The sequence below is a fragment of the Candidatus Omnitrophota bacterium genome, assembly GCA_013791745.1.
GTDB lineage: Bacteria > CG03 > CG03 > CG03 > CG03 > CG03.
Genome location: VMTH01000173.1, coordinates 1 through 15,896, shown reverse-complemented (window position 1 = coordinate 15,896; position 15,896 = coordinate 1). Strand labels below are relative to the sequence as shown.

Genomic DNA, 15,896 nt, shown 5'->3' with positions numbered 1-15,896 from the left:
AGTCTGTCCCGAGCTGATTAGATATGAAATACTGGAAAAAAAGTGCATTGGCTGCACGGTCTGCGCCAGGAACTGCCCGCAGAATGCAATTACAGGCGGGAAAAAGAAAGCTCATAATATCATTCAGGAAAAATGCGTCAAATGCGGTATATGCCTTGAAGTGTGCAAATTCGGTGCGGTAAAGAAAATATGAAGGCGAAATTCGTGAGCATAACAATAAACGGCAGGCAGTACAGCGCGCCTGAAGGGGAGAAGATCATTGCCGTCTGCCGGGAGGCGGGAATTGACATCCCGGCGCTGTGCTATCTTGAAGGCATATCGGAAGAGGCGTCATGTTCCCTTTGTGTCGTGGAGGTGACAGGGGCAAAGACATTGCTGAGGTCCTGTGTTACGGCTGTTTCGGAAGGCATGGAAATATTTACAGACACTCCGCGTGTTTTGAATGCGAGAAGAATTAATCTTGAGCTCATTCTTGCCGGCCATCCTCCCGGCTGTATGACCTGCGACAGTGACGGAGGCTGCCAGTTACAGGATCTTGCTTACAGTTTCGGCATATCTGCCAGCCGGTTCTCCGATCCAGGTAAAATGCTGTGCGTAAAACAAACGACTTCATGGGATACGAATCCTTTTATCCAATTCAATCCCGCAAAGTGTATTCTGTGCGGCAGGTGTGTGAACGCGTGTTCTAACCGGGCGGTCAACGACGTCATAGGTTTTGCTATGAGGGGGCATGGCGGAAAAGTGTCGACTCCTTTTGATATGAGTCTTGAACAAACGGACTGCCAGTTCTGCGCCGAGTGCGTCCAGGCCTGTCCCGTCGGCGCGCTTATAGAGAAGCCGAGGATAGGAAAGGGAAAACTGAAGGACCTGACCGCCGTGGATACGGTATGCGCTTACTGCGGCGTGGGATGCAACCTCCGGATTTTCAGGGATAAGAACGGTAATCTGGTAATGGCTAAAGGTAATGAAAATAAAAAGATAAATGACGGGCGTCTCTGCGTGAAGGGCAGGTTCGGACACACTTATGCCAACAGCGGAGATAGGCTGAAAACGCCACTCATCAGGGAGAACGGCAAATTCCGCGAAGCGTCATGGAAAGAGGCAGTGGATCATACCGCCCTGAAACTGCGGGAGATAAAGGAAAAATACGGTTCAAAGGCGATAGGCGTCCTCGGCTCTTCAAGGTGCACCAACGAAGATAACTATATCGTGCAGAAATTCGCCCGCGCCGCTATTGGAACAAACAGCGTGGACAACTGCGCCCGCCTGTGCCATTCGTCAACGGTCGCGGGGCTGGGAAAAGCCTTCGGCGCGGGAGCGGCGACTAATTCAATACAGGATATTTGTGATTCCGACGTTATTTTAATAATAGGTTCCAATATGGCGGAGACGCATCCGGTGATCGCCCAGATCGTCAAAAAACATCACAGGGAAAAAAGCCCGAAAATAATCGTCTGCGACCCCAGGTTCGTCGGAATGGCGAAGACAGCGGATCTGTATATACAGCATTATCCCGGAACCGATGTCGCTCTGCTGAACGCTATAATGAAAATCATAATTGATAAAGGGAAGGAAAAAAGGGAATTCATTGATAAGCACTGCGAAGGTTTTGAATCTCTCAGGGAAACCGTGCTGAAGTATGACCTTAACAGCGTCAGTAAGACCACCGGAGTTGATGGAGCGAAGATTGAGGAAGCGGCGGATATCATAGCCGGGGCAAAGAACATGATGATATTTTTCACCATGGGCATAACCCAGCACAGCACCGGAGTTGACAATGTCCTGTCAGTGGCGAACCTTGCGATGATAACAGGGAATATCGGCCGCCGCGGCGCGGGAGTGATGCCTCTCCGGGGTCAGGCAAATGTGCAGGGAGCCTGCGACCTGGGAGCCCTGCCCAATGTCTTTCCCGGATACCAGAAAGTCGCGGACCCGGAAGTCAGGGAAAAATTCGCTAAGGCATGGAACGCTGAAATATCAGCCGATCCCGGAATACCTGTATCGGAGTTTGCGGAAGAATCTCTCAAGGGCAACATTAAGGCGGTCTATATAATGGGCGAAAACCCGATGATGACGGAAGCTGACCTGAACCATACAAGAAAAGGTTTTGAGAATCTTGAATTCCTGGCAATCCAGACCATATTCATGTCTGAGACGGCGGAACTCGCGGACGTTGTTTTCCCGGCCGCCTCAGCTTACGAGAAAGACGGCACATTTACGAACACGGACAGAACCGTCCAGCTTTTAAACCCCGCGAAAAGCCCGCCGCAGGGAGCAAAATACGACTGGGAAATCGTGTGCCGAGTCTCGTCCGCCATGGGTTACGGCATGGAATACAAAAAAACATCAGAGATTACCGACGAGATAGCAAGTCTTACTCCTTCATACGGCGGGATCACGCATTCAAGACTTAGCGAAGGTTCTCTTCAGTGGCCGTGCCCTGACGCGGAAAGCAAGGGTACAATATTCTTATACAAAGACGCGGTCTTCAAAAGGCCGGATGGCCGAGGCCTTCTATCGGCAGTGGAATTCATGCCGCCGAAGGAACTTCCTGACAAAAAATACCCGTTTATCCTCACAACGGGGAGAATCCTGTACCATTTCCATTCGGGTAACGAAACGAGAAGAGTGAAGGCCCTTGATAAGTTTGTGCCCGAAAATTACGCCGAGATCCATCCTGACGACGCGGCAAAATTAAAACTGACGGCCGGGGATATGGTCAGGGTATCCTCAAGGAGAGGAAGTATTAAATTGAGAGCCCGCGTTTCCCCGCAGCCAAAACAAGGAATCATATTCATTCCGTTCCATTTCCGCGAGGCGGCCGCCAATGTCCTGACGAACGCCGCTCTCGATCCCGTATCAAAGATACCGGAATATAAGGTCTGCGCGGTAAAAATAGAGAAAATAAAGGCGGAAAGTGGAAAAGATAAATCAGAAACAGGGCACTGATCACAAGATGTCTGAGTGTTTTATTCCTGGCGGCAAATGAAAAATATCAATATCTCATGCGCAATACTGGCCGGCGGGAAAAACTCAAGGATGAACGGCTTCGACAAGGCGTTTATCGATATGCACGGGGTTCCCCTTATCAGGCGCGTTATAGCTGTGCTGAAGGAACTTTTTGACGAGATAATAATTGTAACCAATACGCCGGAACAGTTTAAGGAATACGCGAAGGAGTGTGTGATTATCACCGACGTTATAAAGGGAAAAGGGCCGCTCGGAGGAATACACAGCGCATTGAGTCATACGTCAAAAAACGCGGTATTTATCACCGCCTGCGATATGCCTTTTCTGAACGCCGGCGTCATCAAAAAAATTATCAGCGCTGCGGCCGACGGTGATTATGACTGTGTAATACCACGGGGCGCACGCGGAATCGAACCTCTCGGCGGAGTGTATTCAAAGAGGATCCTTGGAAAAGCGGGAGAAATGCTGGGCGGCGAGGATTTTTCGGTGAGGCGTCTTATAGAGAACTGTAAATGTGGATACGCGGCGGTTGAGAGAGAAGAAATGAAATGTTTTAGCAATATCAACTCTCCTGAAGACCTGCAGAAGCTTTCAGCCAATGGAAACTGAAATACTGAGAATAACCGGAACGGGCAGGACAAAAATCAAGGACATTGTCGCTGACGAACAGCCTCTGACGATCGACCTTGACGGCAGTGAGCTTGTCACGCTCCTGTGCAGCCCGTCTGATATTAAGGAGTTGAGTATCGGATTCCTTTATTCATCCGGCATAATAAGAGCTGTCGGGGATATCGGAAAAATTGTAATTGACGGGAACAACAGCACGGCATATGTCAAACTGAAAAAGAAAATTGCCGGCGGAGATATGTTGTTTAAAAGGATCTATTCATCCGGCTGCGGCAGGGGGATTATATTTTACAATATGCTGGATAAAATCCCGCGCAAAAAATTAAAGAAGGATTTTTATATCTCCGCCGTAAAGATAATGAGTCTGATGAAACTGTTTGAAAAAAAATCTGCCGTATTCAAAAAAACAGGAGGGGTCCACAGCGCGGGTTTCAGCCCAGGGAAGGGAATCGCCGTTTTCAAAGAAGACATCGGCCGTCATAACGCGCTTGATAAGATAATAGGCGAAGCTCTGATAAAGAACCTGGATTTTGAGAATATGATCATGCTCACTTCAGGGAGATTGTCCAGCGAGATAATGTTTAAAATAAGGAGAACGGGCGTCTCTGTTATCGTTTCAAGAGGAGCGCCGACTGACCAGGCGGTGAAGCTTGCAAGAGAGTGGGATTTGACTCTCGCGGGATTTGTCCGCGGCGGGAGAATGAACGTTTACTCCGCGGAGGAAAGGATAATATGAAATGTTCATACTGCAGCCTCGTCTAACGGTGTTAAAAAAAGAGAAAGGGGCATTTTTCCTTGAAAAATAACTCTTGACCTTGACCTGTCTCCCCTTTTTTTATCTTTTCTTGTCATTGGCTAAATTGAGCGGAATATTTTATAATCAAACTGTATGAAAGCTCCTGAAGAAATTATCAAACTGATTGAGCGTTTTGAAGACAATATAGACGCTTACAAATCCGCCAAATACAACGAAACTCAGGTAAGACAGGAATTCATAAACCCTTTTTTCAAAGCCCTCGGCTGGGATGTTGATAATGTTCAGGGCTGGGCGGAAGCCTACAAAGATGTCATTCACGAAGACGCCATAAAAATCGGGGGAACGACAAAAGCGCCGGATTACTGCTTCCGTATAGGCGGCACGAGAAAATTCTTTCTTGAAGCAAAAAAGCCGTCGGTCAATATCAAAGACGACATCAATCCATCCTATCAATTAAGGAGATACGCCTGGTCGGCAAAACTCCCTCTTTCAATTCTCACCGACTTTGAGGAATTCGCCGTCTATGACTGCCGGTTTAAACCCGTAAAAACGGATAAAGCCTCAACAGCGCGGATCCTTTATTTCAATTACAAAGATTACGCCGCCAAATGGGAGGAAATATCTTCTATTTTTTCCCGTGACGCTATCCTCAAAGGTTCTTTTGACAAATATATTGAATCGGGAAAGAAAAAGAGCGGCACCGCCGAGGTGGATTCCGCTTTTCTCAAAGAGATAGAGTCATGGCGGGAGAACCTTGCCAAGAACATCGCTATCCGTAATCCCTCTCTCAGCCAGAGGGCGGTCAATTTCTCCGTGCAGAAGATAATAGACAGGATAATCTTTCTGCGGATAAGCGAGGACAGGGGGCTGGAATCCGCGGGAGCTCTCCGGGAAATAGGCGACAAAAACAATGTGTATGAAAAGTTATGCGAATTGTTTTTGAAGGCCGACGAAAGATACAACTCCGGCATTTTTCATTTCAAGAAAGAGAAAGATATTTCAACTCATCCTGACGAGCTCACCCTCACAATAAAACTGGACGACGCGCCGCTCAAATCAATCTTAAAAAATCTTTATTATCCCGACAGCCCCTACGAATTTTCGGTTTTACCCGCCGACATTCTCGGCCATGTTTATGAGCAGTTCCTCGGCAAAGTAATACGCCTGACCGATTCGCACCGCGCAGTCATAGAAGAAAAACCGGAAGTCAGGAAAGCCGGAGGCGTTTATTACACGCCCACATACATCGTTGATTACATCGTAAAAAATACCGTCGGCAAACTCCTTGAGGATAAGACGCCCGCTCAGGCGTCAAAGCTTAAAATCCTTGACCCCGCCTGCGGCTCCGGCTCATTTCTCATAGGAGCGTATCAGTATCTGTTAAACTGGCATCTTCAGCAGTATCAGGATGTCCTGAAGAAAACAAAGAAAATCCCCCACATAACTGTTCCGCCGAAGGGAGGAGCGAAGTCTAAAAAACCTCATTCCGCAATTTATCAGGGCGCGGGCGGCGACTGGCGTCTCACCCTTTACGAGAAAAAGAGAATCCTCCTCAACAACATCTACGGCGTTGATATTGACGACCAGGCGGTTGAGGTGACGAAGCTCTCTCTGCTCCTGAAAGTTTTAGAGGGCGAATCGCAGATGCACCTCTTTCACGAAAGAATCCTCCCCGACCTCGGCAGCAACATTAAGTGCGGCAACTCTCTGATTGGCCCCGACTTCTACGAGAATCAGCAGATGGATTTACTCGACGAGAAAGAACGCTACCGCATAAATGTCTTTGACTGGAAAGCGGAATTCCCCGAAATCCTCACCGGCCCAAACCCCGGCTTTGACGCCGTCATCGGCAATCCCCCGTACATACGACTTCAAACTATGCAAGTTCCTGAATTGGAGTATTATCGTCAAAAATTCATAAGTGCAGGCCAAGGAAATTATGATATTTACATAGTATTTATCGAGAAAGGTTTTATGCTGCTTAGGAAACAAGGGTTGTACGGCATGATATTGCCACATAAATGTTTTCAAGCAGACTATGGGCAAAAAATCAGGAAATTCATTAGTGACCGTAAAGCTATTTATGAAATAGTAAATTTTTCCACAAATCAAATATTTGAAAAGGCAACAACATATACTTGTTTATTATTTCTTGAAAACTGTCCCAATAATTCTTTCCGAAACATTACATATGAGTTAGGCAGTAATATTAAACAGCGACTATTTGATAGGAATAAATTTTTATCAGTAAGCAGCGATGCCCTTATCCCGGATGTTTGGAATTTCTATTCACCGGAAGTTCATAGTGTTTTAAAAAGGATTAGTAAAGTTCCTATGAAATTAAAGGATATAACATTGAAAATATTCAAAGGGTCTTCAACCGGTAATGATAAAATATATCTACTGAAAGTTACAGAGACGGGTAACGTTATAAAATGTTTTTCTCAAATACTGGGGAGGGAAATTACATTAGAATTAAAAGCAGTGAAACCTTTTCTGTTCGGGTCAGATATTAAACGATATGATGTTTTGCGCAGTAACTGGGTTTTGCTTTTGCCATATCAATTGGTTGATGATAAATATCAGTTAATCCCCCCTAAGCAATTACAAGAATTATATCCATTAGCATATGAATATCTATTGGCTGTTAAAGATATTTTAATTAAACGAAAAATTATCACTTCTTCAAGCGATTTTTACAAATATTCCGCTGCAAGGAGCTTAAATGAATACAGTAATCCAAGAATTTTAGTACCAGATATTCTGGTAAAAAATAGAATTAACATTGATTTGCAGGGGGCATTTTTTCATGGGCCCGCAATACACAGCATTATTTTTAACAGTAAAGTCAGAGAACATAATGAACTTTATTTTCTAGGTGTTTTTAATTCAAAAATATTTTGGTTTTTTATTACACATACAAGTACGGCATTACAAGGAAATGCTTTTAGGTTGACACCGAATTATATATCTAAGTTCCCTATCCGCGTTATAGACTTTAATAACTCATTAGATGTAGCTCGACATAATAAAATTGTAGAGTTAGTTACACATATGCTTGAACTACATAAGCAGTTGGCAGAAACAAAAACTTCTCCCGATAAAACTGTAATCCAGCGACAAATTGACGCCACCGACCACCAAATCGACCAGTTGGTTTACGACCTCTACGACCTCACCCCCGTCGAAATCAAAATTATAGAGGAAGTCAATAAATGATGATAATAGGAATAGCGACGCTATTTGTGGCAGTTCTGGCAATTGTTGTAGCTATTTCTTTATCCGCAGATGGACGACAATTTTGTAAAAATGCATATACTTGGATAGTATCTGCTATTTGTAAATTGAAACTAAATAAACCACTGGTGGTTATTTATACAGGATGTCCCATCACTAATAGTTGCTCAATATGTTCTGCGGAAACATCAAAAGTTGTAAACACAGTGGATGGAAAGCAGATTAATGTATGCGATAAGTGTTTTCAAAAGCAAATACAAAAACGCATTTGGAAAGAGAAAAAAGACTATATTGCTAAAACATTATGAGTAGGGGCTTGCTTTCTGCTTTGGAATTAGAAAAAATATCAAAAGAGGTACTTCAACCAAGTGATTTGCAAGACATTGCAAGGAGTTTTTCCCCAGATTTTATTTCATCGGGTTTTTCTTCGAAAAGTAATATTCCTATTGCATCTGTTTGTTTACAAGATGCCGTAAAGACATTGGGTGAAACTAATTATGCTTTACACGAAGTATTTGCACATAAGCGCTGGTATTTAGAAAAGAAAAAGCCACCTAACAAAATAGCAGCAGCTTATTTTACTCGATTTTATTCTGATGATGCTGCCCTGCGCCTTTACTCAGCCGGAGAACATCTTGCCAATGGTATAATTATGATGTTAGAAATTAATGATTCTGAACTTAAACCCTATAGGAAAAAGACAACAAGCCAACAATCAACGGTTGGACATTTTCTTTTGAAAGAGAAAGCAACACACACTATAACAAAAGCAATATCTACACTTGTTAATTCTACAGAATGGAGTAAGACGATTGAGTATAGAAACGACTGGGTGCACGATCAACCGCCGCTAATAAAAGAATTAGGAATTGTTTACAAGCGTAAAAATAGATGGGAAAAATCAAAGACAGGAAAGAGTATGGTATTATTTGGGGGCTCCGGAGATAAACCAGAATATTCTGTTGATGATTTGATAAATTTCATCAAGCCTGCCATGTTTCAATTTTCAGAAGTCTTGGATTCTGTTATTGAATTTTATATTAAGTTATTAGAACCCCACGGTATAAGATTTGAGTCAGATAATGGTGAGGGAAATGGGGACGCTGCTATTTAACATTTATATAAGGGGCTTGACGGAGAAATAATATGCAAATAAAAAAGAACAACTATCTTGATTTATTGACGCAGGTTAAAAGTAGAATTCAAAATTCTCAATTGCGGGCTGTTTCATATGTAAATGCGGAATTAATTTATCTTTACTGGGATATTGGGCGATTGATAGAGAAAAGGCAAAAGGAAGAAGGATGGGGCGCCGGCGTTATCCCTAAATTGTCAAAAGACATCAGGAACGAATTGTCCGAAGTGAAGGGGTTTTCCGAAAGAAATATAGGATATATGATTCGTTTTGCAAAGGAATACGGGAACCCTGCAATTTTGCAACAGCCTGTTGCAAAAATTCCATGGGGGTATTGGGGACGGTTCTGATACTTTGAGGTCGCGATGAAAATATGAGGCGAGAAAACCGGGGGCTATGCGGATGACAAATGTTGTGACGCGGGAAATTATAGAAAAAAAGATATTTCGGATTAGAGGGCTGAATGTAATGCTGGATAGAGATCTGGCGGAGCTTTATGGAGTGCAATCTTGAGGTCGCAAAATGCGTCCTCAAGGAGCGTGTTCCAATTTCGCTCGGTTTACAGGACGGGATAGCTTTGTGCGTTGACATTAACTTCTAAAATTCGCATAATGACGTAGGATATTGAGTTATGGGAGGTAAATATGTTAGAAAAAGAATATAACTACTTTAAAAAAAATAAAAAAACTCTACTTAGGAAGTATGCAAATAAATTTATTGTTATTGTAGGGAAAAAGGTGGTTGGCAGTTATGCTACTATAGAAAACGCGCTTAAAGAATCTTCCCAAAAATACTCGGCGGGTACTTTCTTAATACAAAAAATATCTGAGAATCAAGATGAATTAACACAAAGATTTTTTTCTGCTAATGTTTGTTTTCGATAATGAACAATGGGAGAAAATTTCACCATGCATTTAAGATTCAGTATCCCGGTATTACCCGGGTTTTAGTCACAGACTGTAAAATTGCTATTCCATTAGCGATAGATTCTTCCAAACAGAAACATTTTTTTTCTTTCAAAGCAATATGGGATACCGGAGCAACAAACACAGTTATTACCGATAAAGTTGCCAAGGAAGTGTCTTTGTCGCCTACAGGGATGGCTGAAACTCATGGTGTGCATGGCAAGTCACAGGTTAACACTTTTATTGTAGATATTCTTTTACCAAACAGGGTATGTATCCCTAATATTAGAGTGTCTGAGGGTAAATTATTGGATGAGATAGATGTTCTCATTGGTATGGATATTATACAAGTCGGTGATTTTGCAATTTCAAATGCAAATGGAAAGACTCTTTTTTCATATTGTTTGCCACCCCATAAAAATCCAGTTGATTTGCTTGAAAAAAGTGAATGTATCAATGCAAGATATAAACGATAGTTTGCGATAAAGATTACAGTTCAGTCAAATCAAAGAAAGCAAAAAAAGGGGCAGATCCCCCTGGATGAGCGGCAGAGGAAGATCGCTGCATTATGTTCTTCAATAGGGTTGGCGATTAATTGTAAACGGTGTAAACGGTGATGTAAACGGTGACGGGCTTTCAGTTATTCAGTTATATGGGTGCCGGCGGACGCTTGCCTGACGGCGGGCTGGGTTTCTACTTTTAGGATGGAGACATGAAAAGTGAGTATAAATAAAACGCGGGGATTTCTTTACTGGCTGGCTAAACTGCTGGGCGATATAAATGCGGTTCAGAAAGGTAAGGTCGGTAAAAGGATCATCCGCCGCGCCGCAGGCAAGGGAACGGGCGGATTCTCCGCAAACTTTTTAAATAATGCGACCTCAAGTTATGAAAAAGGGGACGGACCCCTTTTGGGGAAATGGGGCAGGGCTTTCACTTATTCAGTTATCAAGCGGCGATGTGGCGTTTGATTAGAGAGGAGGTTTAACATATGAACGCGGAAACACATATAGCTATATTCAAGGGCAAAGAAGTCAGAAAAACCATTCATAATAAAGAATGGTGGTTTGTTATTGCCGATGTTATCGAAGTTCTCACTGATTCGGTACAGGCAGGTGGATATATCAAGGACATGCGCCGACGGGATAGTGAACTTAATAAAGGGTGGGGGCAAATTGCCACCCCCCTTTTAATTAAGACAGCAGGCGGCTCTCAGAAACTTAATTGCGCCAATACCGAAGGTATTTTCCGCATAATACAGTCTATCCCGTCGACCAAAGCGGAACCTTTTAAAAGATGGCTGGCGAAAGTGGGATATGATCGGATTCAGGAAATAGAAAATCCGGAATTGGCCACAAAAAGAACCCGAATGCTGTATAAGCTCAAAGGTTACAGTGAAGATTGGATTGAAAAGCGGATGCGCGGTATCGCCATCCGTGAAGAGCTGACGGATGAATGGAAAAAACGGGGAGCGAAGAAGGATAGGGAGTATGAAATTTTGACCTCCGAAATATCAAAAGCTACATTCGGAATCACCCCTTCCAGCTACAAAAAACTCAAAAAACTGAAACGAGAAAATTTGCGGGACCACATGGATGACCTTGAGCTTATATTTACAATGCTGGGGGAACGGGCTACGACTGAAATTCACCAGAATGAAAATTCAAGGGGATTTCAGAAACTGAAAACCGATGCTCGCGCAGGCGGGAAGATATCCGGCGACGCCCGGGTAGCTTTGGAAAAACGGCTAAAAAGGCCTGTTGTATCCATGCGCAATTATTTAAAATCCGCGGAATCAAAAAAGAAGCTGGACTGATGCACGAGAAAGAATGGACAGATAGCCGAAATGACAGGGGAAAGAATTGTTTATTTGGGGTACTTGGCTGAAATTTTAGAGGACATGCCCCCGCGGGGATTGAATACGCCGGTGACTTCGGCGCGGACGGGCTTTACATATTTAATGAAATCCGCAAGCACTTTGTTTACCGCGTTTTCCTGAAAGATACCTATGTTGCGGTAAGCTACAAGGTAAAGTTTCAGCGATTTCATTTCCACGCAGTATTTTCCGGGAACATATTTTATTGTCAGTGTCCCCATATCGGGAAGCCCCGCGAGCGGGCATATGGTGTTGAACTCGGGGTACTCTATGACAATCTCGTATTTTTTGTAGCTGTTTTTCCACACATCCAACGGCGGCAGCTTCGCGTTAATGCCGCTGGCTGCGCAGTTCCCGTAAGTTTTTTTTAATTCAGCTGATTTCATTTTTCGGGATATAATAACTTTTTACGTGTTTTATGCCTATGGTTTTGAAAAAAGCCTTTACGGGTTTTTCGCAGCAGGGGAGGTCTTTTTCCGACCTTTCTCCCGTGAGGACAAAATAACCTTCGCAGTTTTTCATTGGCTTGATCTTGTTGCTCCAGTAAAATTGGCAGCGGTCAATGGCCGCTTTTAACTGCGCGGGGATGCCGCTGAAAAACACGGGGCTTATTATTATCACGGCCTCTTTTTCTTTGAGCTGAGTTATTAATTTAGTGAAATCATCGTTTAGAGAGCAGGCTCCGGATATGCATTTGAGGCATCCTTTACATGGAAGAACACGGAAGGCATTAAGCTGTAGTGCGGAACTTTCAGGATTCGCCGCGTTTATCAGAGAAACAAGTTTGCGGCAGTTCCCGTTTTTTCGGGGGCTTGCGTTTACCGCGAGCGCGTTTTTTTTAGAGATGCGGGACGATATCTCTTTTAAAAATTCTTTCAGCTTCATCAAATATTCCTTTCTCGTCAAAAGCGAGCAGTTTTTTATTTTTTACCAATATTTCGCCGTTGCATATTACATCGCTTGCCGTGAAATCCCTGCCGCAGAAAATTAGAGCCGCCACGGGATCGCCCGTGCCGCCGAAAGATATGTCTCTTCTGTCAAACAAAGCGATGTCCGCCGCGAAGCCTTCGGAAATTTCGCCTATGTCTTTTCTTCCGAGCGTTTTAGCGCCTCCGCGCGTGGCCATATAAATAACATTTCTGGCGCTCATGGACGTGACGCCCGCTTTTACGCGGGAAACAAGCATGGCGTTTCTTAACTCAAGCAGCATATTGGAAGAATCATTTGAGGCGGACCCGTCAACGCCGATTGAAACGGGTACTCCGCTATCCAGAAGTTTGCGTACGGGGGCAATGCCGCTGCCGAGCCGCATATTTGACGACGGGCAGTGCGCCACGCATGAGCGGCTTTCGGCTATGAGTTTTATGTCGTCGCCGCTTATGTGAACGCAGTGCGCGAAACTGACATCTTCGCCCAGCCACCCGGTTGCTTCCATATAACGCACGGGAGTTTTCCCGAATTTTTCCAGGCAGAAATTTTCCTCATCAAAAGTTTCCGCAAGATGCGTGTGGGAAAATATTTTGTTTTTTCTGGCGAACTTTATGCTTTCCTTCATAAGCGCGGTTGACACGGAGAAAGGCGAGCAGGGCGCGTTTACAATGCGCGTCATTGCCAGGTTATTATAATCGTGATATTTTTTTATGAGCCGCTCCGTGTCACGGAGTATTTCTTCGTCATTCTGCACGACAGAATCCGGCGGCAGCCCGCCTTCGGATTGTCCCAGGGACATGGAGCCTCGCGTCGGATGAAATCTCAGGCCTATTTTCCTGGCGGTATCTATTTCTATATCTATGAGATTTTCCGCGGTTTTAGGGAAAACATAATAATGGTCAAGAGATGTTGTGCATCCGGAAAGAAGAAGCTCGCCGCAGGCAAGTTTCGTTGATATCTCCACCCATTCGGGCGTGATATGTTCCCATATTCTGTAAAGATATATCAGCCAGTCAAAAAGTTTCGCGTCGTTCACTTTCGGGAGCACCCGTGTCATGGTCTGGTAAAAATGATGATGGGTATTTATAAATCCGGGAAGAGCTATTTTATTTCTGCCGTCAATTACGGCAGCGTTTTCCGCGAGCAGGTTTTTTCCTATACTTTGAATCTGTCTGCCGTCAATGAGTATGTCGCAATCTTCAAGTTCCCCCATGGAATCGTCCATGCGCGAGACGACGGAGATATTTTTTATAATTATTTTACTCATAGCCTTCATCCGTAACAGCATTACTATCCGGCTTTTTTAAAAGTTCAGTCTTGTAGCGTTTGCCGTCGGTCGTTATGCGAACGCTGCCGTCCTGGTCGGTTCTGAATATCTTGCATCCGTAATCAGTGAGGCGCTTTAGCGTGGCTTTTTTCGGATGGCCGAAACGGTTTCTCGCCCCGACACATATTACGGCAAACAGCGGCTGCGCCCAGTCCATGAATTCCTGCGTGCTTGACGAAACGGAGCCGTGATGCGCCACTTTCAGCACAGTGCACAAGAGGTCTTTTTTGAAACGTTTCACCATATATCTTTCCCCCTGTTTTTCGCAGTCGCCCGTGAAGAGAAAAGAAATATCTTTGTAGGCGAGCTTGAGCACCAGCGAATTTTCATTCGGCTCGGAGCCGCCGCGGAAATACTTGTCAGGAGGCGGGTTAAACACTTTGAAAGAACAGTATTTGTCCAGTGTTATTTTATCTCCCGCGCGGGCTTCCACATATTTGCAGCCTTTTTCTTCCACGAGTTTTAGCAGATTTTCATAAACCCACGAATTGTATTGAAATCCGGGATCCACAAAAGTGTCAACGGGCATTGCTTTAAGCACGGCCGGCAGGCCTCCTATGTGGTCGTTGTGCGGATGAGACATTATCATATAGTCTAATTTTTTTATACCTTGTTTTTTAAGAAATGGCACGACAATGCTTTCTCCCGCGTCAAAACTGCTCCATTCCGTTGCGCCGTTTCCGGCATCTATGAGAATGTTTTTTCCTTCCGGCGTTTGGATGAATATACTGTCCCCCTGTCCCACATCTATGAAAGTGACCGAAAGAATATTTTTGCTTAACGGCGGAGTTTTCGCGCTTGAGACGGCGGACGCCGACGCAGCGAAAAGATTTGCCGACACTGTAAGAGCGGCAAAAAGCACGGCGAAGGATTTTCTGTATTGATACATTTAGCGAATTATATTAACATTAGCGCGAAAAATCAATAAGTGGAGCAAATACCCCGAAAGGGGGATTTCAAAAAAGGAGAATTTTGAAAAATGGATGGAAAGGAAAACATAAAAGGTTTTGAGGAAGAGGCGCTGGAAATTCTTTCGGACGACGCCTCGGACGCGAAAAAGCTTTTGGGGCCGGAGCTGGACGCAATCGCGAAGGAAGAGAAATTTTTTTCGCATATAATACATTATCTCACAGGACTTCGTACGGAAGAGGAAGAGGCCAGAACGCTCTGGAGCTCGATTCTGGAGCACAAATACCTGATGAGCGAAAAGCTCTTCCGGAATGTCGGATTCAGGGTGGCGGCGCTGGATTATTTTCTCAACATAGACAAGCGTCTGAAAAGAGTTAATTTTGTTGAAATCAACAAGATGAAAAAAATCTGGTTTGAGGCATCCTATGATTCGCTTACGCGCGTTCTCAGAAAAGATGTAATGGACTACTGGTTCACCTGCTTAAGTGATGAGGCGAGCGCGGATAACAAGAACCTTGCAATTATATTTTTTGATGTGGACGGATTTAAGAAGTACAATGACAGGCTCGGCCATCTCGCCGGCGACGCGGCACTATATGAGATAGCCAGAGTCATGAGGAAGTTTTCGGAAAAAGTTTTTCGTTTCGGCGGCGACGAGTTTGTTATTATGGCGCATCTGGACAAGGACGCGGCACGGGAATTGGCCGGCAAAATCACAGACAAGATACGCCCTTCCACCCAGGCGCTTGAAAAAGCGGAAAGCTCTTTGGGCGTGAGTTTCGGGATTGCGGTTTATCCCGCCGACGGAGGTTCTCTTAAAGAACTGCTAAGCGTCGCGGACAGCCGCCTGTATAAGAATAAAGAAAACCGCAGAAAGGGCTGATTCCGAAATGTCAAAGAAAATCATTCTTATTGCCGAAGATGAGCCGTATATAAGGGAAGTTATAAAAGCCATGCTTGACGAAATCGGAAATTTTGAGATTATTGAGGCGTCCGATGCCGGAGAGCTTGTTGATTTCGCGCGCAAAGTGCATCCTGACCTTATAATAACGGATGTTATTATGCCGGGCAACGACGCGTATCACGCCCTCGGCGAACTTAAAAAAGACGAGGAGTTTAAAAATATTCCCGTTATATTCGAATCGGCGCTCATGAGCGACCGCGCTGTTTTTGAGACACATGCGCCTCCCGGCCGGTCTTTTTTTCTGGTCAAGCCGTTCAAATTT

The 15,896-nt window shown here is 44.4% G+C and carries 18 protein-coding genes; 14 read left to right on the top strand and 4 right to left on the bottom strand.

Annotation, left to right across the window (positions count from 1 at the left end):
* The 12 genes from FP827_08945 to FP827_08890 all read left to right on the top strand — a co-directional run.
* A partial coding sequence (locus tag FP827_08945) for a 4Fe-4S dicluster domain-containing protein (GenBank protein ID MBA3053190.1) occupies positions 1–193 on the top strand: 193 nt, incomplete at its 5' end.
* A complete protein-coding gene (locus tag FP827_08940) occupies positions 190–2,949 on the top strand; it encodes a formate dehydrogenase subunit alpha (protein MBA3053189.1) in 2,760 nt (919 codons plus the stop codon). The genes FP827_08945 and FP827_08940, both read left to right, overlap by 4 nt.
* 36 nt (positions 2,950–2,985) lie before the next feature.
* Positions 2,986–3,579: a molybdenum cofactor guanylyltransferase gene (locus FP827_08935; GenBank protein MBA3053188.1), complete on the top strand. Its 594-nt coding sequence runs from the start codon at positions 2,986–2,988 to the stop codon at positions 3,577–3,579.
* The gene (gene fdhD, locus FP827_08930) at positions 3,569–4,333 is read left to right on the top strand and encodes a formate dehydrogenase accessory sulfurtransferase FdhD (GenBank protein ID MBA3053187.1); all 765 of its coding nucleotides are present in this window, start codon (positions 3,569–3,571) and stop codon (positions 4,331–4,333) included. The genes FP827_08935 and fdhD overlap by 11 nt, the downstream gene beginning before the upstream one ends.
* A 153-nt stretch (positions 4,334–4,486) precedes the next feature.
* The gene (locus FP827_08925; protein MBA3053186.1) at positions 4,487–7,573 is read left to right on the top strand and encodes an N-6 DNA methylase; all 3,087 of its coding nucleotides are present in this window, start codon (positions 4,487–4,489) and stop codon (positions 7,571–7,573) included.
* Entirely contained in the window at positions 7,570–7,899 is a 330-nt protein-coding gene (locus FP827_08920) for a hypothetical protein (protein MBA3053185.1), read from the top strand. The genes FP827_08925 and FP827_08920 overlap by 4 nt, the downstream gene beginning before the upstream one ends.
* A gap of 20 nt (positions 7,900–7,919) precedes the next feature.
* On the top strand, positions 7,920–8,705 hold the full coding sequence (locus FP827_08915) for a hypothetical protein (protein MBA3053184.1): 786 nt from the start codon (positions 7,920–7,922) through the stop codon (positions 8,703–8,705).
* A gap of 32 nt (positions 8,706–8,737) precedes the next feature.
* Positions 8,738–9,076, top strand: coding sequence for a DUF1016 domain-containing protein (locus FP827_08910; protein ID MBA3053183.1), 339 nt, complete (start codon positions 8,738–8,740; stop codon positions 9,074–9,076).
* Between the two features lie 294 nt (positions 9,077–9,370).
* Positions 9,371–9,610: a hypothetical protein gene (locus tag FP827_08905; protein MBA3053182.1), complete on the top strand. Its 240-nt coding sequence runs from the start codon at positions 9,371–9,373 to the stop codon at positions 9,608–9,610.
* Entirely contained in the window at positions 9,610–10,107 is a 498-nt protein-coding gene (locus FP827_08900) for a hypothetical protein (protein ID MBA3053181.1), read from the top strand. Before FP827_08905 ends, FP827_08900 begins: the two co-directional genes overlap by 1 nt.
* Positions 10,108–10,350: 243 nt before the next feature.
* Positions 10,351–10,599, top strand: a complete 249-nt coding sequence (locus tag FP827_08895) for a hypothetical protein (protein ID MBA3053180.1) — start codon at positions 10,351–10,353, stop codon at positions 10,597–10,599.
* Between the two features lie 20 nt (positions 10,600–10,619).
* Positions 10,620–11,444 (top strand): Bro-N domain-containing protein, encoded by an 825-nt coding sequence (locus FP827_08890; protein MBA3053179.1) that lies wholly within the window; start codon positions 10,620–10,622, stop codon positions 11,442–11,444.
* Between the two features lie 50 nt (positions 11,445–11,494).
* Here the strand turns inward: FP827_08890 and queF are convergent, their stop codons facing one another.
* From queF to FP827_08870, 4 genes are read right to left on the bottom strand one after another with little or no spacing between them, the layout of a single operon-like run.
* Positions 11,495–11,890, bottom strand: coding sequence for an NADPH-dependent 7-cyano-7-deazaguanine reductase QueF (gene queF, locus FP827_08885; GenBank protein ID MBA3053178.1), 396 nt, complete (start codon positions 11,888–11,890; stop codon positions 11,495–11,497).
* Positions 11,877–12,389 carry a flavodoxin family protein gene (locus FP827_08880; GenBank protein MBA3053177.1) on the bottom strand — a complete coding sequence of 171 codons (513 nt, stop codon included), beginning with the start codon at positions 12,387–12,389 and terminating at the stop codon, positions 11,877–11,879. The genes queF and FP827_08880 overlap by 14 nt, the downstream gene beginning before the upstream one ends.
* Positions 12,343–13,701, bottom strand: a complete 1,359-nt coding sequence (locus FP827_08875) for an 8-oxoguanine deaminase (protein ID MBA3053176.1) — start codon at positions 13,699–13,701, stop codon at positions 12,343–12,345. The genes FP827_08880 and FP827_08875 overlap by 47 nt, the downstream gene beginning before the upstream one ends.
* Positions 13,694–14,650: an MBL fold metallo-hydrolase gene (locus FP827_08870; protein ID MBA3053175.1), complete on the bottom strand. Its 957-nt coding sequence runs from the start codon at positions 14,648–14,650 to the stop codon at positions 13,694–13,696. The genes FP827_08875 and FP827_08870 overlap by 8 nt, the downstream gene beginning before the upstream one ends.
* 90 nt (positions 14,651–14,740) lie before the next feature.
* On the opposite strand from FP827_08870, the gene FP827_08865 reads away from it, so the two are divergent.
* Together FP827_08865 and FP827_08860 are read left to right on the top strand one after the other, a co-directional pair.
* The gene (locus FP827_08865; GenBank protein ID MBA3053174.1) at positions 14,741–15,553 is read left to right on the top strand and encodes a GGDEF domain-containing protein; all 813 of its coding nucleotides are present in this window, start codon (positions 14,741–14,743) and stop codon (positions 15,551–15,553) included.
* 7 nt (positions 15,554–15,560) lie between these two features.
* Positions 15,561–15,896, top strand: a 336-nt coding sequence (locus tag FP827_08860; GenBank protein MBA3053173.1) for a response regulator, incomplete at its 3' end; no start/stop codon positions are given.